The organism is Pantoea sp. 1.19, from assembly GCF_001922585.1.
GTDB lineage: Bacteria > Pseudomonadota > Gammaproteobacteria > Enterobacterales > Enterobacteriaceae > 1-19.
The window spans coordinates 325,799-348,324 of the sequence record NZ_MRBS01000002.1; the positions used below are offsets into that span (position 1 = coordinate 325,799).

General features: G+C 60.4%; 20 protein-coding genes and 6 tRNA genes. 11 read left to right on the top strand and 15 right to left on the bottom strand.

Annotated elements, in window-relative coordinates; genetic code table 11:
• Nucleotides 1–640: 640 nt before the first annotated feature.
• Entirely contained in the window at nucleotides 641–1,558 is a 918-nt protein-coding gene (locus BS626_RS05440; protein ID WP_075181380.1) for a helix-turn-helix domain-containing protein, read from the bottom strand.
• 180 nt (nucleotides 1,559–1,738) lie between these two features.
• Between BS626_RS05440 and BS626_RS05445 the strand changes: the two genes are divergently transcribed.
• On the top strand, nucleotides 1,739–2,641 hold the full coding sequence (locus tag BS626_RS05445; protein ID WP_075181381.1) for a DMT family transporter: 903 nt from the start codon (nucleotides 1,739–1,741) through the stop codon (nucleotides 2,639–2,641).
• Between the two features lie 280 nt (nucleotides 2,642–2,921).
• Here the strand turns inward: BS626_RS05445 and BS626_RS18570 are convergent, their stop codons facing one another.
• On the bottom strand, nucleotides 2,922–3,134 hold the full coding sequence (locus tag BS626_RS18570; RefSeq protein ID WP_170870438.1) for a hypothetical protein: 213 nt from the start codon (nucleotides 3,132–3,134) through the stop codon (nucleotides 2,922–2,924).
• Nucleotides 3,134–3,415: a hypothetical protein gene (locus BS626_RS05450; RefSeq protein WP_075181382.1), complete on the bottom strand. Its 282-nt coding sequence runs from the start codon at nucleotides 3,413–3,415 to the stop codon at nucleotides 3,134–3,136. Before BS626_RS05450 ends, BS626_RS18570 begins: the two co-directional genes overlap by 1 nt.
• A gap of 467 nt (nucleotides 3,416–3,882) precedes the next feature.
• On the opposite strand from BS626_RS05450, the gene ypdK reads away from it, so the two are divergent.
• Nucleotides 3,883–3,954 (top strand): membrane protein YpdK, encoded by a 72-nt coding sequence (gene ypdK, locus BS626_RS19050; protein ID WP_139308773.1) that lies wholly within the window; start codon nucleotides 3,883–3,885, stop codon nucleotides 3,952–3,954.
• A gap of 37 nt (nucleotides 3,955–3,991) precedes the next feature.
• Here ypdK and alaC read toward each other — a convergent pair whose 3' ends face one another.
• The 4 genes from alaC to BS626_RS05470 all read right to left on the bottom strand — a co-directional run bounded on the left by alaC (nucleotide 3,992) and on the right by BS626_RS05470 (nucleotide 9,173).
• The gene (alaC, locus tag BS626_RS05455; RefSeq protein ID WP_075181383.1) at nucleotides 3,992–5,209 is read right to left on the bottom strand and encodes an alanine transaminase; all 1,218 of its coding nucleotides are present in this window, start codon (nucleotides 5,207–5,209) and stop codon (nucleotides 3,992–3,994) included.
• Nucleotides 5,210–5,326: 117 nt separating this feature from the next.
• The gene (locus tag BS626_RS05460) at nucleotides 5,327–5,851 is read right to left on the bottom strand and encodes a GNAT family N-acetyltransferase (RefSeq protein ID WP_075181384.1); all 525 of its coding nucleotides are present in this window, start codon (nucleotides 5,849–5,851) and stop codon (nucleotides 5,327–5,329) included.
• Between the two features lie 492 nt (nucleotides 5,852–6,343).
• Nucleotides 6,344–7,309, bottom strand: a complete 966-nt coding sequence (gene glk / locus BS626_RS05465; RefSeq protein WP_075181385.1) for a glucokinase — start codon at nucleotides 7,307–7,309, stop codon at nucleotides 6,344–6,346.
• A 196-nt stretch (nucleotides 7,310–7,505) separates the two neighbouring features.
• Complete coding sequence (locus tag BS626_RS05470; protein WP_075181386.1) at nucleotides 7,506–9,173, bottom strand: alpha-keto acid decarboxylase family protein; 1,668 nt, start codon at nucleotides 9,171–9,173, stop codon at nucleotides 7,506–7,508.
• 215 nt (nucleotides 9,174–9,388) lie between these two features.
• Here BS626_RS05470 and mgrA point away from each other — a divergent pair, with 215 nt between their 5' ends.
• Both mgrA and BS626_RS05480 read left to right on the top strand, forming a co-directional pair.
• The gene (gene mgrA, locus BS626_RS05475; protein WP_075181387.1) at nucleotides 9,389–10,411 is read left to right on the top strand and encodes an L-glyceraldehyde 3-phosphate reductase; all 1,023 of its coding nucleotides are present in this window, start codon (nucleotides 9,389–9,391) and stop codon (nucleotides 10,409–10,411) included.
• Nucleotides 10,412–10,524: 113 nt separating this feature from the next.
• Nucleotides 10,525–10,881: a DUF2502 domain-containing protein gene (locus BS626_RS05480; RefSeq protein WP_075181388.1), complete on the top strand. Its 357-nt coding sequence runs from the start codon at nucleotides 10,525–10,527 to the stop codon at nucleotides 10,879–10,881.
• Between the two features lie 24 nt (nucleotides 10,882–10,905).
• On the opposite strand, the gene BS626_RS05485 is transcribed toward BS626_RS05480, so the two are convergent.
• Entirely contained in the window at nucleotides 10,906–12,144 is a 1,239-nt protein-coding gene (locus tag BS626_RS05485) for an Nramp family divalent metal transporter (protein ID WP_075181389.1), read from the bottom strand.
• Nucleotides 12,145–12,501: 357 nt separating this feature from the next.
• Here BS626_RS05485 and BS626_RS05490 point away from each other — a divergent pair, with 357 nt between their 5' ends.
• The gene (locus BS626_RS05490) at nucleotides 12,502–13,689 is read left to right on the top strand and encodes a NupC/NupG family nucleoside CNT transporter (protein ID WP_075181390.1); all 1,188 of its coding nucleotides are present in this window, start codon (nucleotides 12,502–12,504) and stop codon (nucleotides 13,687–13,689) included.
• 165 nt (nucleotides 13,690–13,854) lie between these two features.
• Here the strand turns inward: BS626_RS05490 and BS626_RS05495 are convergent.
• Together BS626_RS05495 and BS626_RS05500 are read right to left on the bottom strand one after the other, a co-directional pair.
• Nucleotides 13,855–13,930: transfer RNA gene (locus tag BS626_RS05495), tRNA-Ala, on the bottom strand.
• Between the two features lie 50 nt (nucleotides 13,931–13,980).
• Nucleotides 13,981–14,056, bottom strand: a tRNA-Ala gene (locus BS626_RS05500).
• 277 nt (nucleotides 14,057–14,333) lie between these two features.
• On the opposite strand from BS626_RS05500, the gene BS626_RS05510 reads away from it, so the two are divergent.
• Nucleotides 14,334–14,684: a YfeC-like transcriptional regulator gene (locus BS626_RS05510; protein ID WP_075181392.1), complete on the top strand. Its 351-nt coding sequence runs from the start codon at nucleotides 14,334–14,336 to the stop codon at nucleotides 14,682–14,684.
• 47 nt (nucleotides 14,685–14,731) lie between these two features.
• Here the strand turns inward: BS626_RS05510 and gltX are convergent, their stop codons facing one another.
• The gene (gene gltX / locus BS626_RS05515) at nucleotides 14,732–16,144 is read right to left on the bottom strand and encodes a glutamate--tRNA ligase (protein ID WP_075181393.1); all 1,413 of its coding nucleotides are present in this window, start codon (nucleotides 16,142–16,144) and stop codon (nucleotides 14,732–14,734) included.
• A gap of 274 nt (nucleotides 16,145–16,418) precedes the next feature.
• Here gltX and BS626_RS05520 point away from each other — a divergent pair.
• From BS626_RS05520 to BS626_RS05535, 4 genes are all read left to right on the top strand, one after another.
• Nucleotides 16,419–16,494, top strand: a tRNA-Val gene (locus tag BS626_RS05520).
• Nucleotides 16,495–16,538: 44 nt separating this feature from the next.
• A tRNA-Val gene (locus tag BS626_RS05525) sits at nucleotides 16,539–16,614 on the top strand.
• A 29-nt stretch (nucleotides 16,615–16,643) separates the two neighbouring features.
• A tRNA-Val gene (locus BS626_RS05530) sits at nucleotides 16,644–16,719 on the top strand.
• A 4-nt stretch (nucleotides 16,720–16,723) separates the two neighbouring features.
• Nucleotides 16,724–16,799, top strand: a tRNA-Lys gene (locus tag BS626_RS05535).
• A 221-nt stretch (nucleotides 16,800–17,020) separates the two neighbouring features.
• Here the strand turns inward: BS626_RS05535 and BS626_RS05540 are convergent.
• Together BS626_RS05540 and BS626_RS05545 are read right to left on the bottom strand one after the other, a co-directional pair.
• On the bottom strand, nucleotides 17,021–17,785 hold the full coding sequence (locus BS626_RS05540) for an SDR family NAD(P)-dependent oxidoreductase (protein WP_075181394.1): 765 nt from the start codon (nucleotides 17,783–17,785) through the stop codon (nucleotides 17,021–17,023).
• 482 nt (nucleotides 17,786–18,267) lie between these two features.
• A complete protein-coding gene (locus BS626_RS05545; protein ID WP_075181395.1) occupies nucleotides 18,268–19,188 on the bottom strand; it encodes a LysR family transcriptional regulator in 921 nt (306 codons plus the stop codon).
• A 96-nt stretch (nucleotides 19,189–19,284) separates the two neighbouring features.
• Here BS626_RS05545 and BS626_RS05550 point away from each other — a divergent pair, with 96 nt between their 5' ends.
• Nucleotides 19,285–20,283, top strand: coding sequence for a bile acid:sodium symporter family protein (locus tag BS626_RS05550; protein WP_075181396.1), 999 nt, complete (start codon nucleotides 19,285–19,287; stop codon nucleotides 20,281–20,283).
• Here BS626_RS05550 and BS626_RS05555 read toward each other — a convergent pair.
• Nucleotides 20,278–20,493: a DUF3820 family protein gene (locus BS626_RS05555; RefSeq protein WP_075181397.1), complete on the bottom strand. Its 216-nt coding sequence runs from the start codon at nucleotides 20,491–20,493 to the stop codon at nucleotides 20,278–20,280. The genes BS626_RS05550 and BS626_RS05555 overlap by 6 nt on opposite strands.
• 1 nt (nucleotide 20,494) lies before the next feature.
• Nucleotides 20,495–22,510 carry an NAD-dependent DNA ligase LigA gene (ligA, locus tag BS626_RS05560; protein WP_075181398.1) on the bottom strand — a complete coding sequence of 672 codons (2,016 nt, stop codon included), beginning with the start codon at nucleotides 22,508–22,510 and terminating at the stop codon, nucleotides 20,495–20,497.
• Nucleotides 22,511–22,526: the final 16 nt, after the last annotated feature.

Genomic DNA, 22,526 nt, shown 5'->3' on the forward strand with positions numbered 1-22,526 from the left:
GATCCGCGACGCGGCGCGCCGGTGCCCTGACGGCCCGCGCCGCAGGCGGGTGGACAGCCACCGTCTCGCCGGCCCGGTTTGGCACACCCGCCGGTTTCCCGGCCGCTTCGGCGGTACAGGCGAAGCCGCGCCGCAGCACGCTGATTAACGGGCCCGGCAGGCTCAGGTTGAAGTGTTGCGGAGAAGCGCCATTGTGTATGTTAAACCCGCCGCGGCGCCGCAGCGTTTGCCGCAGGGGCGTCTGACTCCGCGCGGCTGTCCGACCGGCCAGCCACATCACCGATCGCGCTCAGCGTTATCCGCACGCGAAGCGGCGCGCCATGTTTATCCGCCGCCAGCGGCAGCGGCCTGGTGGAACAACGGCCCCTGAACGCTGGCGGTATCGACCAGGCTGCGCCGCCAGGGCGGGCGCAGCGCGATAAGCCAGCCGCATTTGCTCCCCTGCCCGCCCCGGGGCATCCCGCCTCATCAACGTACGATGCCGACGCCCGCGACGCGGCGATGCAGCCCTGCGCGTCGGCAACCGCCAGGCAGCCCTCTGCCGGGCCGCGCGGCAGGTGCTGAGGATTGTTCTGGCCAGGGAGCGCTGCGGGGCTACGGTTGCGTTCAGCCCGGGCTTTCCTGAAGGTGATGCCCACCACTACCCGCTATCACCCGCCCGGCATGAGCGGGTAGCGGTGGGCGGTGAACCCGCTTCACCGGCGCGCAGACGGGAGGGCGGGACGCCGTGCTGCAGGCGAAAGCGGTGGCTGAAATGGCTGGCCGAGCTAAAACCGCAAAGCAGGGCAATCTCAGTCAGCGGCAGCCGGCTGTTACGCAGCAGATCCCCGGCCCGCACCATCCGGCGCTGCATGACATACTGATGAGGCGCAATGTGCATACTGTGGCGAAACATCCGCGCAAAGTGATATTCGCTCAGCCCGGCGCGATCGGCGAGCGATTTTAACGTCAGCGGTTCGGCAAGATGATCATCAATCCACGCGATGATTTGACGCTGTATCGCCGGCGCCAGCCCACCGCGCACCGCCGGCAGCCGCCACTGCACGCTGCTGTAATGCTGAAGCAGATGAATCAGGAGCAGCGAGGCCGCACTGCTGAGCATCAGCTGGCTGGCCTGCTGCTGCCAGTCTGCGCTGAGCAAAAACTGGCGATAGAGCTGCGTGATACGATCATCTTCCGCAAAGATGCGCTCCTCGAGGGTGACCGAGCGCGGACTGCGATCCCAGATTTTCTCCGCCAGGTCGCGCAGGTGCGCATCGGTGCAGTACAGGTGCACAAACGTAAAAGCTCCGCGGATATCCCAGCTGGATTCACTCTCCGCCGGCATCAGGCAGAACCGGTCAGTGCCGCCGCCGTTTTTCCAGCCTCCGGGGGTGCGATGCCAGGTATGCTGCCCCTGATGGGTATAAAGGCTCAGCGTGTGGTGGTCGCACAGCTGGGTGACGCGGTCGCACTCATTGGACCAGGCCGCGAGCTGAATGTCGGCCGCTAAAGCCACGCTGTTATGCAGGCGGGCGCGGTGCCGCTGTAAGGTGTCAAAAGCCTGATAGGTTTTCATGGTTTCTGCAGTGATTATCCTTTGACAGTGAGTGTACGAATCTCCGCCGCCCACCGCCAGCGCCGCCCCCCGCCGCCGAAAAAAAAACCGCAAGAATATGCAAGCCACCGCAGCCGGCTGAAAGCCAGCGCGCTCGCCGGCGGGCATACTGCCGCCTATTAACACATCGGGAGAATTCGCATGAATACGCTGCTGTATATGGTGGTCGTGGTTATTTGGGGGACCACCTGGCTGGCGATCGGTCTGCAGCAAGGGGAAGCCGCGGTGACCGTCGCGATATTTTGGCGCTTTTTACTGGCCAGCGTGACGCTGCTGCTGGTGCTGAGGATCCTCGGCAAGCTGCAGCGGCTCGGCTGGCGCGATCAGGGATACTGTTTGCTTCAGGGTTGCTGCGTCTTCGGTTTTAACTTCGTCTGTTTTTATCAGGCCGCCGCCTGGATGCCGGCCGGCCTCGAGTCGGTGATCTTTTCAATGGCGGTGCTGTTTAATGCCCTGAATAACTGGCTGTGCTTTCACCAGCGCCCTCCGCGCCGCCTGCTGCCGGCGTCACTGCTTGGTCTTTGCGGTATGCTCGCGCTGTTCTGGCCGACGCTCACCGCAAGCCAGCTCAACGGCGGCTGGCTGATTGGGATCGGGCTGAGCCTGCTGGGCACCTGGGGATTTTCCCTCGGCAATATGCTTAGCCAGCGTCATCAGCGTCACGGCCTGGACGTGCTGTCAACCAACGGCTGGGCGATGGCATGGGGGTGTGCGGTAATGGGGCTGCTCAGCCTGATCCGCGGTGAGGACTTCTTACCGGCGGTGTCCCTGCGCTGGCTGGGCGCGCTGCTGTGGCTGGCGATCCCCGGCTCGGTGATCGCTTTCGGCGCCTACTTTAGCCTGCTGGGACGCATCGGTGCCGCCCGGGCGGCCTACAGCACGCTGCTGTTTCCGCTGGTGGCTCTGGGGCTGTCAACCTTATGGGAAGGCTATGTCTGGCACCGCCATGCGGTACTGGGGCTGGGGCTGATCTTGCTGGGAAACCTGGTGATGTTTTATCGCCCGGCCACGTCACGTACTGCCGCGGGCGCCGCCGCCCAATAGCGCTCGTCAGCCGCTGCGCCCGGGCCCCTTCCCGTGATTTCCGTTCGGGAAGGGGGGATGCGTAAATTTTCGGAGAATTCTATTTGCCATTGACAGAAACTCGCCTTTTTCTTATTTTGTTTATCAGGATAAGATAAAAAAACCGCCACAGAAATATTTTGAAATACTGATTATCATATCTCTACACTGACCGCATTATTTCTCCACCTTTAGCCGGTACTTTGTCCGTATCGAAAAGGCCGGAGTCGTAACCATGCAAAAAATAATTAAATGTTCCTCACTACTGGCGGTCGTCCTCATGCTGAATGGCTGTATCATCGATGGCGGTCACCACCGCGGTGGCGGCTGGGGTGGACACGGCTGGGGCCACCACCACCATCATGGATACCGCTAATTTTGTGGGCAAAGCCTGTACACAGCAATATAAAAATGAATAAAAATCACTCATAAAAAAGCGGAGAAACTCTCCGCTTTTTCTTTTTTTAAGATTCACTAGCCTTTAATAGCGTAATTACACTGATACCATTTCTTTTCCAGCCCCGGAATGGTGCTGTCCTGCGTCGGTAATTCATCCACTTTATCAAAGCCACGCTGATTACAGTAGGATGAGATATCCGATAGCATCGCGTCGCGGTCAACTTTTTCCGGGTTAAAACGGTATTGCACAGTATTAACCCTGGGATCTTCATCCACGCGTTCAAATGCCCCCGGTTTACCGGAAGTACAGCCCGCCAGCAGGCTGAGCGCAACAAGGCTAAAGGCCAGTTTCTTCATTGTCATATCCTCTCTGTTTGCCGGGCAGCATACCTTTTTGCCGCCGACAGACAATCGGAAAAACGGAGAATCGGACCGGATTGACAAAGTTTTACCAATCACATCAATTTACCGCACCGCATTGCGTGGGGAGTGGCGCTTAGGACATACTGCCCGTCGGCGAGTGTAGCTCGCCGGCTGGCACCACTTTTTGCTTACAGAGCAGTTATGCCCGCGGCGAGCGGGCTTTTTTTAAGCCTTTATACTGCGACCCCGCTGCCGCAACGGTGCATAAATTTGTGACCTTGCTCTCAGAACAATCTCCTTTATTTCCGGCGAAATAACGAGTACATTAGCGCCGATCCTGCCCGATAGTCACTATCCGGGCGGCCTGAGCAGAGCCTAACAAACTGATTGGGCTTAACTTATCTGTTCAGATTACGCGGAAGGGGATCGCCGCGACGAGAATCGCACAGAGGAGCACAGTGGTGAAATATGCCTTAATGGGAGTGTCATTTTTCCTGTTAGTCTGGGTAGGCACCTTCTACCTGATGGTGTAGCCTGCGTGGGCGACGGCGCGTCGCCCGCCGTGATGATTTAGCGTGTGCCGTCAGGCCGCACGCCATCTGCTCGAAACATGGCTTTTATCCCCCGCACCGCCTGACGAATGCGATCGCTGTTTTCAATCAGCGCAAAGCGCACGTGTGTATCCCCGTAATCGCCAAAGCCTACCCCCGGGGAGACGCAGACTTTCGCCTCCTGCAGCAGCCGTTTAGCAAACTCCAGCGAGCCCAGGTGGGCATAGTGTTCGGGAATTTTCGCCCAGACGTACATTGAGGCCTTCGGCACCTCAACGTTCCAGCCCGCTTCATGCAGCCCTTTGGTCAGCACATCGCGCCGGCGTTTGTACTGTTCAGCAATGTCGCGCACGCACTGCTGATCCCCCTCCAGCGCGGCAATCGCCGCCACCTGCAGCGGCGTAAACGTGCCGTAATCGTGATAGCTTTTGATGCGCGCCAGCGCGCTGACCAGCTCGGCATTCCCGACCATAAAGCCAATGCGCCAGCCGGCCATATTGTAACTTTTTGACAGGGTAAAAAACTCCACGGCCACGTCGCGCGCGCCCGGCACCTGCATGATTGACGGCGCCTTCCAGCCGTCGTAGACGATATCGGCGTAGGCCAGATCGTGAATCACCAGAACGTTATACTGCTTCGCCAGCGCAATCACTCGCTCGAAAAAGTCCAGCTCAACGCACTGTGAGGTGGGATTGGAGGGGAAGCCGAGGATCATCATCTTCGGTTTTGGATAGCTTTCGCGGATCGCCCGCTCCAGCTCGGCAAAAAAATCGACGCCGGCCACCAGCGGAACCGAGCGAACCTGCGCACCGGCAATCACCGCGCCGTAGATATGGATCGGATAGCTGGGATTCGGCACCAGTACCGTATCCCCGTGATCAAGCGTGGCCAGCATCAGGTGCGCCAGCCCCTCTTTCGAGCCGATGGTCACGATGGCTTCACTTTCCGGATCGATCTCGACCTGATAGCGATCGGCATACCAGCGGGCGATGGCGCGACGCAGCCGCGGGATGCCGCGTGAGGTCGAGTAGCCGTGGGTATCCGGGCGCTGGGCGACGGTGCAGAGCTTTTCTACGATATGCGGTGGCGTCGGGCCATCCGGATTGCCCATGCTGAAATCGATAATGTCTTCACCGCGCCGGCGCGCCGCCATTTTCAGTTCGGCGGTGATGTTAAATACGTAGGGCGGGAGACGTTCAATGCGGGAAAAACGACGAGACGAACTGGAATCAGCCATAGTGTCCTCTGAATAACGTGAGCGCCCGGACCGTCCGAGCGACGCTGACCACAAAGGGGTCTGTACAGAACCTATCCTGTCTTCCGTGCCGTTGTCGAGAGGCAGCTGAAAAAAAACTCAGTCGTGACGCAGCCGGCCGAATAGCCAGTCGTTAACCCACTCCCCGCGCAGCAGGTAATTCTCCCGCAGCAGCCCCTCCTGCCGGAAGCCATTTTTTTCCAGTACCCGCCGCGAGGCGTGGTTGCCCTCAATCACCAGGGCACGCAGCTTCCAGAACTCACACTCCGTTAGCAAAAACTGGCACAGGGCGCCCAGCGCCTCGCTGGCGTATCCCTGACCCGCCTGCGCCGGCAGCAGTTTATAACCCACTTCGGCCTGACGATGGGGCTGCCACTCGGCATTACAGCCGATCAGGCCCACCGGCGCGCCGCCACCGCGCTGGCGAATCACCAGGCAGAGCATGTGATAACTGGTGACCCGCCACGGCTCCAGCCGCTCGCGGAAGCGTCGCTCAATCTCGGCATCATCGGGAATCTCACCGATCCAGCGCATCGCCACCGCGTCAGTGTGCAGCTGGCGAAACAGGCGCCAGTCTTCAGGCCGCAGCGTGTCGATCACCAGCCGGGGTGTCGTCAGCCGCACGGGTCGCTCCCTGAAACCGACAGTATCACCATGGTTTCCCTCTCTTTTCTTCTCGTCGCAATGCCATCAGATAAGCCAGATATTTCGCTTTTCCCGGCGCCGCGATCCGCGTTCTGACTTTTCATCACGCCGCCGGCACACTCCGGGATATTCCGGCGATTAAAGCACAACCGCGCGCCGGAATACCGGACCGCACCGCGTTTTTTGAGCCGCAGAAGGGGAATTGCGCTTCAGACGCGCAAAAATGCAGCGTGTACACCGCCTGCAGGCCGGCCAGCGGGCGGCGAGGCGTCACGTTGCTCCGCCCGGTAGACGAAACATCCTGCGATCGGCCAGTCAGAAGCCGGAGACCATCACCGAATTTACCGCCGGTGATGCCATTAATGGCGAGATAGCACGATCGCGCCGACTCGCGGAGCCGGGTCCCGTCGGTGGTGGACGAGCCGCAGGCAGCCGGCGGGGATATCGAAGGGCGCCGTGCGGCGCCGTCTGTTACAGCACGCTGCCGAGAGTTTGACGCAGGTGAGCGCCGGCTCCCAGCAAACCGGGCTGATCGTGGGTGATCAGATAGACCGGGATATCCTGCACGTAGTCGCGAAAGCGCCCTTTATCTTCAAACGCCGCGCGAAAGCCGGAAGATTTGAAGAAATCCAGGAAGCGCGGCACGATGCCGCCGGCGATATATACGCCGCCGAAGGTGCCCAGCGTCAGCGCAAGGTTACCGCCAAAGCGGCCCAGCGCCACACAGAACAGCGACAGCGCGCGGCGGCAATCGAGGCAGCTGCCCGCCAGCGCCCGCTGGCTGACGTCTTTTGGCTTCAGCGCTTCCGGTTCGCGGCGATCGGCCTTCACGATTGCCCGGTACAGGTTTACCAGCCCGGCACCGGAGAGGACCCGCTCCGCCGAGACGTGGCCCAGCTCGGCGCGCAGCACCTGCAGGATCATATCTTCCTCTTCGCTGTTGGGCGCGAAATCGACGTGTCCGCCCTCGCCCGGCAGGCTCACCCAGCGCTTATCCACATGCACCAGATGCGCAACCCCCAGCCCGGTACCGGCGCCGTAGACGGCAATCGGCTTGTCCTGTATCGGCGCTTTACCACCAAACTGCATCACATCGGTTTCACCCAGCATCGGGATAGCCATGGAGACGGCGGTGAAATCATTGATGATCTCGAGGCTGTTTAGTCCGAGATTCGCCTGCATTTCTGCGGTTGAAAATGCCCAGTCGTGGTTGGTCATCTCCACCCAGTCCCCGGTGATCGGGCAGGCAATCGCAATGCAACCATCTTTTACGTCTTGCTTTTGTGCGTCGAGAAAGTGCCGGACGACCGCTTCCAGGCTGGCGAACTCCTGGGTGGAGTACGTCTCAATGTGTGAAATCGCGCCGTTATCGACGTCACATAGGGCCAGGCGTGCGTTGGTTCCGCCAACATCACCGACCAAAGCATATGTTGTCATTCTGCTGCTGCTCCGCTTATGTCGTGAATAGTCTTTATGGCTGCTGCGCGGCGTGAAGCGGTGCCGGGACAGTCCAGCAGCCCTGCCAGTGTACACTGACGCAGGAGAAGCGACACGCGCCTCTCCGCCCCTCCCGCAGACCCGAGCGGCGCGAGGGGACGGGATAAGATAACCCACTCACTCACACAGGCAAGTGTCAGCACTCCTGGTTTGCGGAATTTCGTTGTTGCAGTGCACGGGAAACGGCCTGCAGCAGCGGAGGGGTATCCTCACGCGGCAGCATCACCTCCACCAGTGACAGCGCCTGCGGCTGATCCATCTCCGTCATGGCCGCCGTCAGCGCTGCCGGATCGCTCACGCGCAGGCTGCGTGCCGGAGCATCGCGACTCAGCGCCTGCGGCAGCCGGGTCCAGTTCCAGGCGGCAATGTCATTGTAGCGCTGATTCGGACCGTGAATCGCCCGTTCCACCGTATAACCGTCATTATTCAGCAGGAAGATGATCGGTGTCAGGCCATCCCGCAGCATCGATCCCAGCTCCTGAATCGTCAACTGGGCCGAGCCGTCACCGATAATCAGGATCACCCGCCGCCCGGGAGCCGCGGTCGCGGCCCCGAACGCCGCCGGCAGCGAAAAACCGATAGATCCCCACAGCGGCTGCCCAATCAGCGTCACCCCCGGTGGCAGCCGCAGCGCAAAGGCGCCAAAGGCTGACGTGCCCTGCTCGACGACGACGATATCGTCCGGGCGGAGAAAGTGCTGAATCGCGTACCAGAACGCCTGCTGCGTCAGGCCAGAATCCGCTGGCGGCGGTGGCGGTGGCGTCGGCGCGGTGGCGGTACAGGGTAGCCAGCCAGCAGCGTAATCACGGCTCAGCCCGCGCAGGACGGTCAGCGCTTCGGCCATGCCGATCCCAGGAAACGCGCGATCGCCGACGTTAACGCCGTCCGGCATTAATGCCAGCGTACGCGCCGGGGCAAGCTGCTGAGTAAAGCCGGCGGTGATGGTATCGGTGTATTTTACCCCGGCGGTGATTATCAGATCGGCGGTTTCAATGGCCTCGCGGGTCACCGCCGCGCAGGCCTGCCCGGCATAGGTGCCGACAAAACCGCGGCGCTGCTCATTGAACAGCCCTTTGCCCATCAGCAGCGTAGCGTGCGCCATTGGCACCTCCGCTACCCACTGATTCAGCGCGGCGGATAAGCCAAAGCGGTCGGCCAGAAAGTCGGCCAGCAACGACACCCGCCCGGCTCGGGCAAGGCGTTCGGCCACCGCTTCGCGAAACGCCAGCGGTACCGTGGCTGCCGGGGTGTGTTGACACAGCGGCTGCCGCGGCGGCGCGGCGGGTACCGCCGCGGCCGTGGTGGAGAGCAACAGGTAACCCGGTCGCCGCGCCCGCCAGGCGGTCAGCAACACGCGATCGATTTCGCCGCAGGCGTTATCGGCCGTCAGTACTGCCCGCGCCGCCGTCACCGGGTCACTCATGCGGACGAAGTGGCGAAAATCGCCGTCGCCCAGCGTATGATGCAGTAATTCGCCGCCCTGCTGCGCTCGCTCGGCGGGTGCGCCAACGATGTGGATCACCGGCAGGTGTTCGGCATAGCTACCGGCAATGCCGTTGATAGCGCTCAGTTCGCCCACGCCAAACGTGGTCAACAGCGCCGCCGCGCCGCGACAGCGGGCGTAGCCATCAGCGGCATAGGCGGCATTAAGCTCATTGGCGCAGCCCACCCAGCGCAGCCGCGGATGGGCAATCACCCGGTCGAGAAAAGAGAGGTTATAATCGCCCGGCACGCCAAACAGGTGTTCAATGCCAAGCTCGTCCAGCCGCTGCAGCAGGTAATCCCCTACGGTATAGTCGCGCATACTGTGGTCTCCGCCGTTTCGATATCCTCAGTATGGGAGAAGACGTGGAAATCTCGCGTCCGCCTCGCCCGGGCGCAGAGGAAACCGGCGGCCTCCGCTGGCAAGCGATCGTTACGCGCGACCGGCGGTGAAAATTGAGAGCTTTCCCCGCTCTTACGCGCGTGTAACCGTATACACTCGGCTTTTACGCTGGCTTACCCTACTGAGGACTCCCCATGCGCTATTCGGCTTCGCCTGACCGCTATCACGCGATGGCTTACCGCCGCTGCGGCCGCAGCGGTTTAAAACTGCCGGCCATTTCACTCGGCCTGTGGCATAACTTTGGCGATGCCACGCGGGTGGATAACAGCCGGGCGCTGATCCGCCACGCGTTTGATGCCGGAATCACCCATTTCGACCTGGCCAATAATTACGGCCCGCCGCCGGGCTCGGCGGAGCTGAATATCGGCCGCATCCTGCGCGAGGATCTGCGCCCGTACCGCGATGAGCTGGTGATCGCCACCAAGGCAGGCTACACCATGTGGGAAGGCCCCTATGGCGACTGGGGATCGCGCAAATACCTGATTGCCAGTCTCGATCAGAGCCTGCAGCGCATGGGGCTGGAGTACGTAGATATCTTCTATCACCACCGTCCCGATCCGGAAACCCCGCTGGAGGAGACCTTGCGCGCCCTTGACCACGTGGTACGCCAGGGCAAAGCGCTGTACGTCGGGCTCTCCAATTATCCTGCCGAGCTGGCGGCGCGCGCCGCCGCGCTGCTGGCGGAAATGGGCACTCCCTGCGTGATCCATCAGCCAAAGTACTCCCTGTTTGAACGTACGCCGGAAAACGGGCTGCTCGATACGCTGGCGCACCACGGGGTGGGCTGTATTGCCTTCTCACCGCTGGCCGGTGGCCTGCTGACCGATCGCTACCTGCAGGGAGTGCCTGCCGATTCGCGGGCGGCCAGCGGCAGCCGTTTTTTGACGCCGGACGGCCTGACGGAGGCGAAAATGGCGAAGGTACGTCAGCTGCAGGCGCTGGCCAGCCGGCGGGGGCAAAAGCTGGCGCAGCTGGCCCTCAGCTGGGTTCTGCGCAGGCAAACGGTGACCAGCGTACTGATTGGCGCCAGTAAAACCGCGCAGATTGACGACGCGGTGGCGATGCTGAGCCAGCCGCCGCTGAGCGCCGGGGAGCTGAGTGATATCGACGCGATCCTGAACGACGCGCCAGGCGCGCCTGATGGGAAACACAGATAACTCTCAAACCCGACTCACCGCCGCGTTTTCGGAGTGGTGCGGCTGTTCGCGCACCGCGCAAGCGCTATGCTGGCAGGACAGCGGCACCTGATGACCGCTGGTGAGGAGAGACCATGATTCGAGCAATACTTATTGCCGCGGCGCTGACTACCCTGGCGCCTTTGACTATCAGCACAGCACACGCGGACAGCGCCAGCATTGCCCTGCTTCCCGGCGTTCGGCTGCAGATCGGTGATAGCGATAACCGCGGACACCGCTGGGACGGCGGCCGCTGGCGTGACGACCGCTGGTGGCGCGATCACTACGCCTGGGAACGCGGGCGCTGGTGGCGTCACGAAGAGTGGCGACGCCATCAGGCCTGGGAGCGTGAGCAGCACCGGCGTCACAAAGCCTGGGAGCGGGAGCGCCGTCACGAGCGGCACGAGCGGAAGCACGATCGCCACCACTGGAAACACCCCCATCACGATTAGCGGCGCGCCGGCGACTGGGGCGATTTATTCCCCCAGCGCCATCCCCACCAGCAGATAGAGATTTAATCCCACCACCACCAGCACAATGCCCCGGCCAAGGTAGTGCATCGTCCGGGAGTTCACCATGTCTCCCATCAGGGCGCGATTGCCGGTAAATGACAGCAGCGGCAGCAGCGCCAGTGCAATGCCAAAACTCAGCAGCACCTGGCTCATCACCAGAATACGGGTGGGATCCCAGCCGGCAAAGATGACGATAAAGGAGGGCAGCATGGTCACCACCCGCCGTACCCACAGTGGAATGGAGAAGCGGATAAAGCCCTGCATCACTACCTGACCGGCCAGCGTACCGACCACGGTAGAGGAGAGGCCCGCCGCCACCAGGCTCAGACCGAATACCGTGGCGGCCGCCTGACCTAACAGCGGCTCCAGCGTCAGGTAGGCCTGGTCGAGATCGGCAATACCGGTATGGCCGCTAAAGTGAAACGCCGCAGCGGCGGTCGCCATCATTGCCAGATTGACGAAACCGGCGATGGTCATGGCAATCGCCACGTCCATTTTCGTGGCCGCGTAGCGATCGGCGCGGCTGTCGCCATTCGAGGTCTGCGTCAGCGACGAATGCAGATAGATCACGTGCGGCATAATGGTTGCCCCCAGCACCCCGGCTGCGAGGAACACCGCTTCCTGCGTGGGCAGGCTGGGCAGGGCCATTCCGACCGCCAGCCCGGCGATGTCCGGCTGGGAGAAGAACAGCTCAACGATGTAGGCCGCCGCCACAAACAGCAGTAATCCGGCAATCACCCGCTCCAGCGGACGCTGGCCCCGCCGCTGCAGCGCGAGGATCAGGAAGGTCGCAATGCCGGTCAGCACCGCCCCCTGTAGCAGCGAGACGCCAAACAGCAGCTTAAAGCCGATGGCCGCGCCGATAAATTCCGCCAGGTCAGTGGCCATAGCGATGATCTCCGCCTGCACCCACCAGAACCACACCGCCGGACGCGGAAAGCGATCGCGAATGTGCTCCGCCAGGTTTTTGCCGGTGGCGATCCCAAGCTTGGCTGACATCAGCTGAATCAGCATCGCCATCAGATTAGCCCATACCACCACCCACAGCAGCGTATAGCCGTACGAGGCGCCGGCCTGTATATTGGTGGCAAAATTGCCCGGATCGATATAGCCGATAGCGGCAATAAACGCCGGCCCCATCAGCGCCAGTTTTGCTTTACGCCCGCCGCTGGCCTGCTGCGCAGCTGTGCGACTCTCCAGCATAATTACCCCTTGCCCTCTCTTCAGCGGGCATTGTCGGTTAAGCGACAGTGATGATCAATTTCATAACGGACGGTTAAACACATCGCTGCCATCGCCGAGACCTTAGCCGCCGCTATAAAGTATAGCTACTGCTATATCACAACGTCGCGCCGCTGGCTGCGACTTTTTTGTGTGGCGGCATGTCAGGCGCTACGCCCCCTGCTAAGGGCATAAATGTGATCGCGGGTAAACTTCCAACCAGACGCGGGCCAGGTCAACAATAGGGAATGGTTATAATGTGGCGCCGATCTCGTTTTTACATCCCCCGTTACATAGAATGTGCAGCAAAATACTACCTCCCTCATATTTGGAGCTTTCATGTCCCGCATTCTTCATTTTGTTCTGGCTCTGGCGGTGATCGCCCTGCTGGCGCTGCTGATCAGCCGCGATCGCCAGCACATCCGCTTCCGTTTTGTACTACAGCTGCTGGTGATTGAAGTTCTGCTGGCCTGGTTCTTCCTGAACTCGGACATCGGACTCGGTTTTGTGCAAGGCTTCTCCGGGCTGTTTGATAAATTGCTGAAATACGCCGCCGAAGGAACTAACTTCGTGTTTGGCGGCATGAGCGATAAGAACCTCGCCTTCTTCTTCCTGAACGTGCTGTGCCCCATCGTGTTTATCTCTGCGCTGATAGGCATCCTGCAGCACTTCCGCATTTTGCCGCTGGTGATCCGCGCGATCGGTACCGTGCTGTCAAAAGTTAACGGAATGGGCAAACTGGAGTCGTTTAACGCCGTCAGCTCGCTGATTTTGGGACAGTCTGAAAACTTTATCGCCTACAAGGATATCCTTGGCAAAATGTCGGAGCGTCGGATGTATACGCTGGCGGCCACGGCGATGTCGACGGTATCCATGTCAATCGTCGGCGCCTACATGACCATGCTGCAGCCGAAGTACGTGGTCGCGGCGCTGATCCTGAATATGTTCAGCACCTTTATCGTCTTATCCCTTATCAACCCCTACCGCGTCGACAGCGAGGACGATCTGCAGCTGCAAAATCAGCATCGGGGGCAAAGCTTCTTCGAAATGCTGGGCGAATATATTCTCGCGGGCTTCAAGGTGGCGATTATCGTCGCAGCGATGCTGATTGGTTTTATCGCGCTGATTTCCGCCATCAATGCGCTGTTCGATACCCTGTTCGGCATCAGCTTCCAGGGGATTCTGGGCTATCTGTTCTATCCGCTTGCCTGGATAATGGGCGTACCCAGTCATGAAGCGCTGCAGGTTGGCAGCATCATGGCAACCAAGCTGGTGAGTAACGAGTTTGTGGCGATGATGGATCTGAAGAAAATCGCCGATACGCTGTCGCCGCGCGCGGAAGGGATCCTGTCGGTCTTCCTGGTCTCTTTTGCAAACTTTTCATCAATCGGCATCGTAGCCGGCGCGATCAAAGGGCTCAATGAGGAGCAGGGTAACACCGTGTCGCGCTTCGGCCTGAAGCTGCTGTATGGCTCCACGCTGGTTAGCGTACTGTCAGCCTCGGTGGCCGGACTGGTGCTCGGCTAACCGGCGACGCGTACAGGGCGCGAGCTGTCGCGCCCTTTTTTTTGTCTTCCACCGGACGAACACAGCAAAACGCCGCGGCGTAAACGGCAGCGAATGCGGTAGTTCATCAGGAAAATTGTGGTTGCGTGCGCTGACAGCGCCAGAGAGTGATACCAGAGAAGTGATTGGTGGAGATAAGCGGGATCGAACCGCTGACCTCTTGCATGCCATGCAAGCGCTCTCCCAGCTGAGCTATACCCCCACACCAGAGGTGCCGTTTTTTCGATGTTCCAAACTCTCCGGGTGAAAGTTTGGTGGAGCTAAGCGGGATCGAACCGCTGACCTCTTGCATGCCATGCAAGCGCTCTCCCAGCTGAGCTATAGCCCCGTACCGAAAAACCGTGTCGTGTTGACGGCGGGGATAATATGCAACCCCGCGCGGGGTGTCAACGGCAAATTGCGGATTGCGGTGCGATCGCTGAAAAAGCCGCCATTGCGTTTAAAATGCGATCGCCGCGCGCGCGTAGCGGGCGATTTTTCGTGATGGCTATCACCTATCTGTTGGGCTATGTCGTTAAAATTTCACGTAAGATGGTGTTATTACTTTATCCCCTGACGACATATTGTAAGATGTTCTCCTGTCAAATCGTACAGGGAATGCACTTGTGAAAAAGGACTGGTTAACACCGGATGAGTTAGCAAAGGTGACAGGGTATAGTCGCCAGACAATCAATAAATGGGTTAAAAAAGAGGGTTGGGAGACCGTCCCCAAGCCGGGCGTTCAGGGCGGTAAGGCCCGCCTGATTCATATTGATGAACGCGTAAAAACCTTTCTTAGCACCACCCGGCATGCGTCCGAGTCGACAGCAGGTTACGTAGTCGGGCACGATGGCTTAGCGGCATTAATCCTGAAGTCGCTGAATCAGATGACCCCGCAAGAGCAGGAGAAGCTATACACGATGCTGCTGCGCGAGGGGATTCAGGGATTATTAACACGACTGGGGATCGATAATTAAAAAAAAGCCAGCTGCTGAGCTGGCTTTTTGTTGCGCTGCCGCTGCCGTTAGCCGGCTTCACGCTCGCTGATAAACGCCAGCGCGCGATCGATTCGCGCCGCACAGCGCGCCTGACCAATGGCATGCACCGTCACGTCCAGCCCCGGAGACTGGCCGCCGCCGGTGACTGCCACGCGCAGCGGCATCCCTACCTTACCCATCCCCACGTCCAGCTCATCGGCGGTGGCCTGAATCGCCTGATGAACGTGCTCCGGCGTCCACTGCTCCAGCGCCTTCAGTTTATCCCGCACCCGTTCCAGCGGCTGACGCGCCACCGGACGCAGGTGCTTTTTCGCCGCGTCGGCATCAAAGGCCTCAAACTCTTCATAGAAGTAGCGACACGAGGCCGCTATCTCTTTCAGCGTTTTGCAGCGATCGCCAAGCAGCCTGACCAGCTGCGCCAGCTCCGGGCCGGTGCGGGTATCGATGTTGGCCTGTTCAATGTGCCACTGCAGCTGGGTGGCGACGTATTCCGGCGGCAGATGGTTAATGTAGTGATGGTTCAGCCACTGCAGCTTTTCCGTGTTGAACGCACTGGCAGATTTGCTTACCGCATGCAGATCAAACAGCGCAATCATCTCCTCGCGGGAGAAGATTTCCTGATCGCCGTGCGACCAGCCCATCCGCACCAGGTAATTGAGCAGCGCTTCCGGCAGATAACCATCATCCCGATACTGCATCACGCCGACCGCTCCGTGGCGCTTAGACAGCTTCTTACCATCATCGCCCAAAATCATTGAGACGTGCGCATAGGTCGGCACGTGCGCGCCAATCGCCTTCAGGATATTGATCTGGCGCGGCGTGTTGTTGATATGGTCTTCGCCGCGAATCACGTGGGTAATGCCCATATCCCAGTCATCAATCACCACGCAGAAGTTATAGGTCGGCGATCCATCGGTACGGCGAATAATCAGATCGTCCAGCTCCTGGTTACTGAATTCGATCGGACCGCGGATCTGATCGTCAAATACCACCGCACCTTCCTGCGGATTACGGAAGCGGACCACACAGGGCTCATCTTCACCGTGGTGCGCGTGATTATCGCGGCAGCGGCCGTCATAACGCGGCTTCTCACCGTTCGCCATCTGCGTTTCACGCAGGGCCTCCAGCCGCTCTTTCGAACAGTAACACTTATAGGCCGTGCCCTGCTCCAGCATCTCATCAATCACCGCGTTGTAGCGGTCAAAGCGTTTAGTCTGGAACCACGGGCCCTCATCCCAGTCGAGATTCAGCCAGTTCATGCCATCCATAATGGCTTCGATCGCCGGCTGGGTAGAGCGCTCCAGATCGGTATCCTCAATTCGCAGCACAAATTCGCCCTGATGATGACGGGCAAACAGCCAGGAGTAGAGAGCGGTACGCGCGCCCCCCACGTGCAGATAGCCGGTGGGGCTGGGCGCAAAACGGGTTTTGATTTTCATTGGGCGTTGCCTTAATACGCAGTATTCCGGGATGAAACACAAGGATTCGCGGGAAATGCCCCGCTGTTAACGTACACATATTCTACCAGCCAGCCCTGATTCCTCAATCTTCTTCCCGGTGGTTTGCGGGCCGCAGGCGGTAAAATCCCCCATTTACCGGCAAGGTTGTTTAAATGGGCGCCAGACTGCCTAAATTTACGGCGAACACACATTTTCGTTTTAAAAACCGTTGACTCATTTGGCGCGATCCCTATAATGCGACTCCACACAGCGGGGGTGATTAGCTCAGTTGGTAGAGCATCTCCTTTACACGGAGGGGGTCGGCGGTTCGAGCCCGTCATCACCCACCATCTCAATGATGGCCTGCAGTGTAGTGAGACTTGATGTGTGAGATGGGTGATTAGCTCAGTTGGTAGAGCATCTCCTTTACACGGAGGGGGTCGGCGGTTCGAGCCCGTCATCACCCACCATCAGCCTTAAGTGTCATGATTTCCGAAGTGGGTGATTAGCTCAGTTGGTAGAGCATCTCCTTTACACGGAGGGGGTCGGCGGTTCGAGCCCGTCATCACCCACCACTTCGGGTCGTTAGCTCAGTTGGTAGAGCAGTTGACTTTTAATCAATTGGTCGCAGGTTCGAATCCTGCACGACCCACCAATGTAGAAAGGCGCCCTAAAGGCGCCTTTTTGCTATGCGTCACTGGTCAGCATCTGAACCGGCCGCGAGAGCGGATCAGGCATAGTGAGACCGCGCAGCAGCGCCTCGCGCAACCAGACGCCGCCGAATCTTCCTGGATCCCCCCTACAGAAAGGGCGCCCTGTGGGTGCCTTGCGATCGGCCGGCTCCGGTCAGGATGTGCTCCTGCCGCCTTCCCTGCTTTACATATGGGTACCGCCATCGATTCGCAGCTCCGTTCCGGTGATAAAAAGGCCATCATCTGAAGCAAACAGTGCAACCACCGCCGCCACGCAATCGGGCGAGCCCATTCCCTGCCCCAGCGCCGGCACCAGCTTAGCAAACAGCGACATATCGGCGTCCGCCGGCAGTCCCGGATCGCGGGTCATCCCGGAAGCAATACTGCCGGGCGCCACCGCCAGCGCGCGCAGCCCCTGTCTGGCATATTCACCGGCAATGGCATGGGTAAAGGCCTGGATACCCCCTTTGCTTGCGGCGTACGCCGCCATGTAGGGATGGGCAAAACTGGCTGAGGTGGAGCTGAAGTTGACGACCACGCCCCTGCCGCTGGCCAGCAGTGCGGGCAGCGCGGTGCGGGTCACCAGGAACGTGCCGGTCAGGTTAACCGCCAGCAGCGTGTTCCAAAACTCCAGCGTGGTCAGATGGGTATGCGACGCGCGCAGGATCCCGGCGGCGTTCACCAGGATATCCAGTTCACCGGTGGCGGCGATCGCCGCGCCAATCTGCTCCCTGACCGCCGCTTCCTGGGCAATATCCACCTCCAGCAGGGTGAGGCGCGCATCAATACCGGCCTGCTGGGCCTGCAGTCGCGTCTCCTGCAGCCCCGCCGTCGACACATCTACCGCCACCACCCGCGCGCCCTCCTGTAGAAAGCGCTTCACCGTTGCCTGCCCAATTCCCGATCCCGCGCCGGTGATCAGCGCGGTGCGTCCTGTTAATCGCTGCATGCTTTGCTCCTTATCTTGCTCAGCGTCAGCAGCGAGGGTAGCGATCTGCCGCATCAATTCGCGTGACCAAAAAAGCGGCGCTGACAAAAGCGAGATTAAATAGGTGCAATCCCCGCGCTTCCCTGACGAAACTCGGCCCACGCGCCGCCCTGTCCGGACCGATAGCAATACCATCCCAACGTGAGGAAAAAGAAAGAAGGAGGAGGATGACGATGCTCAGCCCGCGACCGCGCTGCTGAGCAGCCCACGCGGCCGCAGCGCATCGAACTGCAGTGTGGCCAGTCAGGCTGCGGCGCTGAGAAAAAATTCAGGCGCTAATCCGGCGGCATACGCAGCGGACCAGTCGCGATATGGCCGCCGGCCACCACGCCAGATGCAGCCGTGGGTTCAGCAGCAGATCGGGAGGCCACAGGCGGGGCAAGCGCCGCGCGCCGCCGGGACATCGTCCGTCAGCCGGGGACTCACCGGTTGGATGCGTATAGCTAAAAGCCGCCGCTGCGCTGCCGACGGGCGGTAAGCTGTGCCGCCTGCTGCCCCACCAGTTGCCACAGCGCCTCCGCCGCCGGGGACAGGGTGCGGTTCTTACGCCTGATCAGCATCAGCGAGCGGTTCACCGTTGGCAGCAGCGGCCGCACCGCCAGCGAGCTGCCCTCCGGCAGGGGCAGCGCCAGCGCCGGGAGAATGCTGATGCCAATACCGGCCTCGACCATCGGATAGAGGGTGGCCGGATGCCCCACTTCTTGCGCCACCGCCACCGCCACGCCCTGCGCCTCCAGCGCCGCATCGATCAGCGCGCGGCTGCCGGACGCGTAATCCTGTAGCACCACCACCCGTCCGGCCAGCCTCTGCCAGCTGACCGTTGTCGGTACCATCAGCGCGTCATCCTCGCGGCACAGCAGCAAAAAAGGCTCTTCCAGAATGGTTTCACAGGTCAGATCCTGGGTGTGCAGCGGGTTAACCACGATCCCAAAATCCACCTCGGCGTTGCGCACGCTTTGCAGAACCTCCTGCTGTAGCCTATCGCGCAGCACCACGCGTACATCCGGATAGCGCTGCCGGCTGGCTGACAGGCAGTGGGGCATCAGGTGCGCCGAAATGGTTTGACTGGCAGCGATGCGCACCGTTCCACGCCGCTGTTCGCCATAGTGACGGACATCCAGCAGCGTCGCGTGCAGCTCATCCAGCACGCTCTCCAGCCGCCTGGCCAGCTGGGAACCGGCTTCGGTCAGCACCACCTCGCGGGTGGTACGATCCAGCAGGCGTACCCCCGCCTCGCTCTCCAGCTCCTTGATACTGTGGCTGACCGCCGACTGGCTCAGGCCAATATGCTGTCCCGCCTGGCTAAAACTGCCGTGGCGCGCCACCGCCACGAACACCCGTAACTGCCGCAGTGTATAATTCATTTATTTTATTCATAGATGGATTTAATAAATCAATTTTATTTCTAAACCCGTCCCCCGCACAATGGGGGCCTCTTTGATTTGCCTCAGGTACTCACGATGGGTTTTCTGCGACTTGACCCGATGATGGTCAAACTGATTATTACCGTAATGCTGGCCAGCTTTCTCCCCGCGCGCGGGGCGTTTGTCCCCTTCTTTGACGGCCTGACCACCGCGGCCATCGCGCTGCTGTTTTTTATGCACGGCGCCAAGCTATCGCGGGAGAAAATTATCGCCGGCAGCAGCCACTGGCGTCTGCACCTGTGGATTATGTTCAGCACCTTTGTACTGTTTCCACTGCTCGGCCTGGCGCTGGTCTGGTGGCACCCGGTCAACGTCGGCGAGGAGATCTACACCGGCTTCCTCTACCTGTGCATTTTACCCGCCACGGTGCAGTCGGCGATCGCCTTTACGTCTATGGCCGGGGGGAACGTCGCCGCAGCGGTATGCGCCGCCTCGGCCTCCAGCCTGCTGGGCGTGTTTATCTCTCCGCTGCTGGTCAACCTGGTGATGAATGTCCACAGCGACGGCCCGTCGAACGGTCTGGAACAGATCGGCAAGATTCTGCTGCAGCTGCTGGTACCGTTTATCCTTGGCCACCTGTCGCGGCGCTGGATCGGCGGCTGGATAGAGCGTCATCGCGGACTGATTGGTAAAACCGATCAAACCTCTATTTTGCTGGTGGTCTACACCGCCTTCAGTGAAGCGGTGGTGAATGGTATCTGGCAGCAGGTGGGGGTGGATACGCTACTGTGGATCCTCGCCGGCAGTTTACTGCTGCTGACGGTTGTGCTGCTGATCAATCTGCTGGCCGCGCGGGGCTTCGGCTTCAGTCGCGCCGATGAAATTACCATGTTGTTTTGCGGATCTAAAAAGAGCCTGGCCAACGGCGTGCCGATGGCCAATATTCTGTTTCCCGCCGCCTCAGTCGGCATCATTGTGCTGCCGCTGATGATTTTCCACCAAGTGCAGCTGATGGTCTGTTCGTTTATCGCTCAGCGCTATAAGAAAAAAGGCGACCAGGCGGCGGCTGAAGCCGCGGTGCCAAAAAGTTCATGACCGCCGGAGGGGCTTAAGCAGCCCCTCCAGTCCCTCGACCTTGATCGCGAGCGTCAGCTGCATCAGCTCACCAAGGCGCCCGGCTGGAAAATCGCCGCTGCGGGCAAACCACAGCAGATACTCCTCAGGCAGATCAATCAACTTCCGCCCGCGGTATTTGCCAAACGGCATCGCGGTATTGGCGATCGCAACCAGCTGGCTTTTATCCATCTCAGTTCCCCAGCAGGCGGACCATTTCCGCCTCGTCAATTACCGCAATACCGAGCGCCTCGGCTTTGCTGAGCTTGGAACCGGCGGCTTCTCCGGCTATCAGCAGATCGGTCTTTTTTGACACGCTGCCGCTGACTTTCGCGCCCAGCGCGGTGAGCTGCGCTTTCGCCTCATCGCGCGACATCAGGCTGAGCGAACCGGTCAGTACGACGGTTTTTCCGGCAAACGGACTGTCAATCTCGTCGGGCTTCACCACCTCCACCGCCGGCCAGTGGATCCCCGCGTCGGTGATAAGCTCAGCGATCACATTGCGGTTACTCTCTTCATCGAAAAAGTGGCGTACATGCGCGGCCACCACGTTACCGACATCCGGTACGGCGATCAGCGCGTCATGATCGGCGGCCATTAGCCCCTCCAGCGAACCAAAATGCATCGCCAGATTTGCCGCGGTCGCCTCGCCCACCTCGCGGATCCCCAGCGCGTAGAGAAAGCGGGCCAGCGTGGTCGATTTGGCTTTTTCCAGCGCGGCAACCACATTTTGCGCCGACTTTGGCCCCATGCGATCCAGTCCGGTAAGCTTACCGGCGGTCAGCGTAAACAGATCCGCCGGCGTATGGACGTACTCTTTCTCCACCAGCTGATCGATAATTTTATCGCCCATGCCGTCCACATCCAGCGCACGGCGCGAGACAAAATGCTTTAGCGCCTCTTTGCGCTGGGCGCCACAAATCAGTCCGCCGGTACAGCGGGTAACCGCCTCGCCTTCTACCCGCTCAACGTCGGAGTGACAGACCGGACAGCGGTGAGGAAACACAATCTCCCGCGTGTCGGCCGGGCGCTCCGCCTCGATAACTCCCACGACCTGCGGGATCACGTCGCCGGCGCGGCGCACCACCACCCGATCGCCAATGCGCAGGCCCAGGCGGGCAATTTCGTCGGCGTTGTGCAGGGTGGCATTGCTGACCATCACCCCTGCCACCTGTATCGGCTCCAGCCGGGCGACGGGGGTGATCGCGCCGGTGCGCCCTACCTGAAATTCGACGTCGCGCACCCAGGTCAGCTGCTCCTGGGCCGGAAACTTGAACGCCACCGCCCAGCGCGGCGCGCGCGCAACAAAGCCCAGCTCTTGCTGCAGGGCCTGCTGATTAACCTTGATCACCACTCCGTCGATATCAAAACCGAGTGACGGACGATCCCGCTCCACGTCGCGGTAAAACTGCAGCGCCTCTTCGGGCGTATGGCACAGCCGCACCCGATCGCTCACCGGCAGGCCCCAGGCCTTAAACTGCTGGAGCCGGTCATAGTGCGTATCCGGCAGCGTGCCCCCCTCCAGCAGGCCAAAGCCGTAGCAGAAAAAGGTCAGCGGGCGTTTAGCGGTGATGCGGGGATCGAGCTGGCGCAACGATCCGGCGGCGGCGTTGCGCGGATTGGCGAACACTTTTTCTCCGCGGCGGCGGGCCGCTTCGTTCAGCTTTTCAAAGCCGGCCTGCGGCATAAAGACCTCACCGCGAACTTCCAGGCGCTGCGGCAGGTTATCCCCCTGCAGCCGCAGCGGTACCGCGCGTATCGTGCGAACATTGGCGGTAATGTTTTCTCCGGTGGTGCCGTCACCGCGGGTGGCGGCCTGCACCAGCAGGCCATCTTCATACAGCAGGCTGACGGCGAGGCCATCCAACTTCAGTTCGCAGCACCAGTCAATGGCCTGCTCGCGCTTGAGCCGCTCCTGCACGCGCTTACAAAACGCCAGAAAGCTCGCTTCATCAAAGGCGTTATCCAGCGACAGCATTGGCACTGCATGGCGCACCGTGTCAAAGACGCTGAGCGGCGCGGCGCCCACCCGCTGAGTCGGAGAATCGGGAACGACCAGCTCGGGATGCGCCGCCTCCAGCGCGCGCAGCTCGCCCATTAGCCTATCGTATTCGGCATCGGGGACTTCAGGCGCATCCAGCACGTGATAGCAGTATTCGTGATGGCGCAGCGCAGCGCGCAGCGCGGTGATGTTGTCCTGGAGAGTCATAGCAGTACCATTAAAG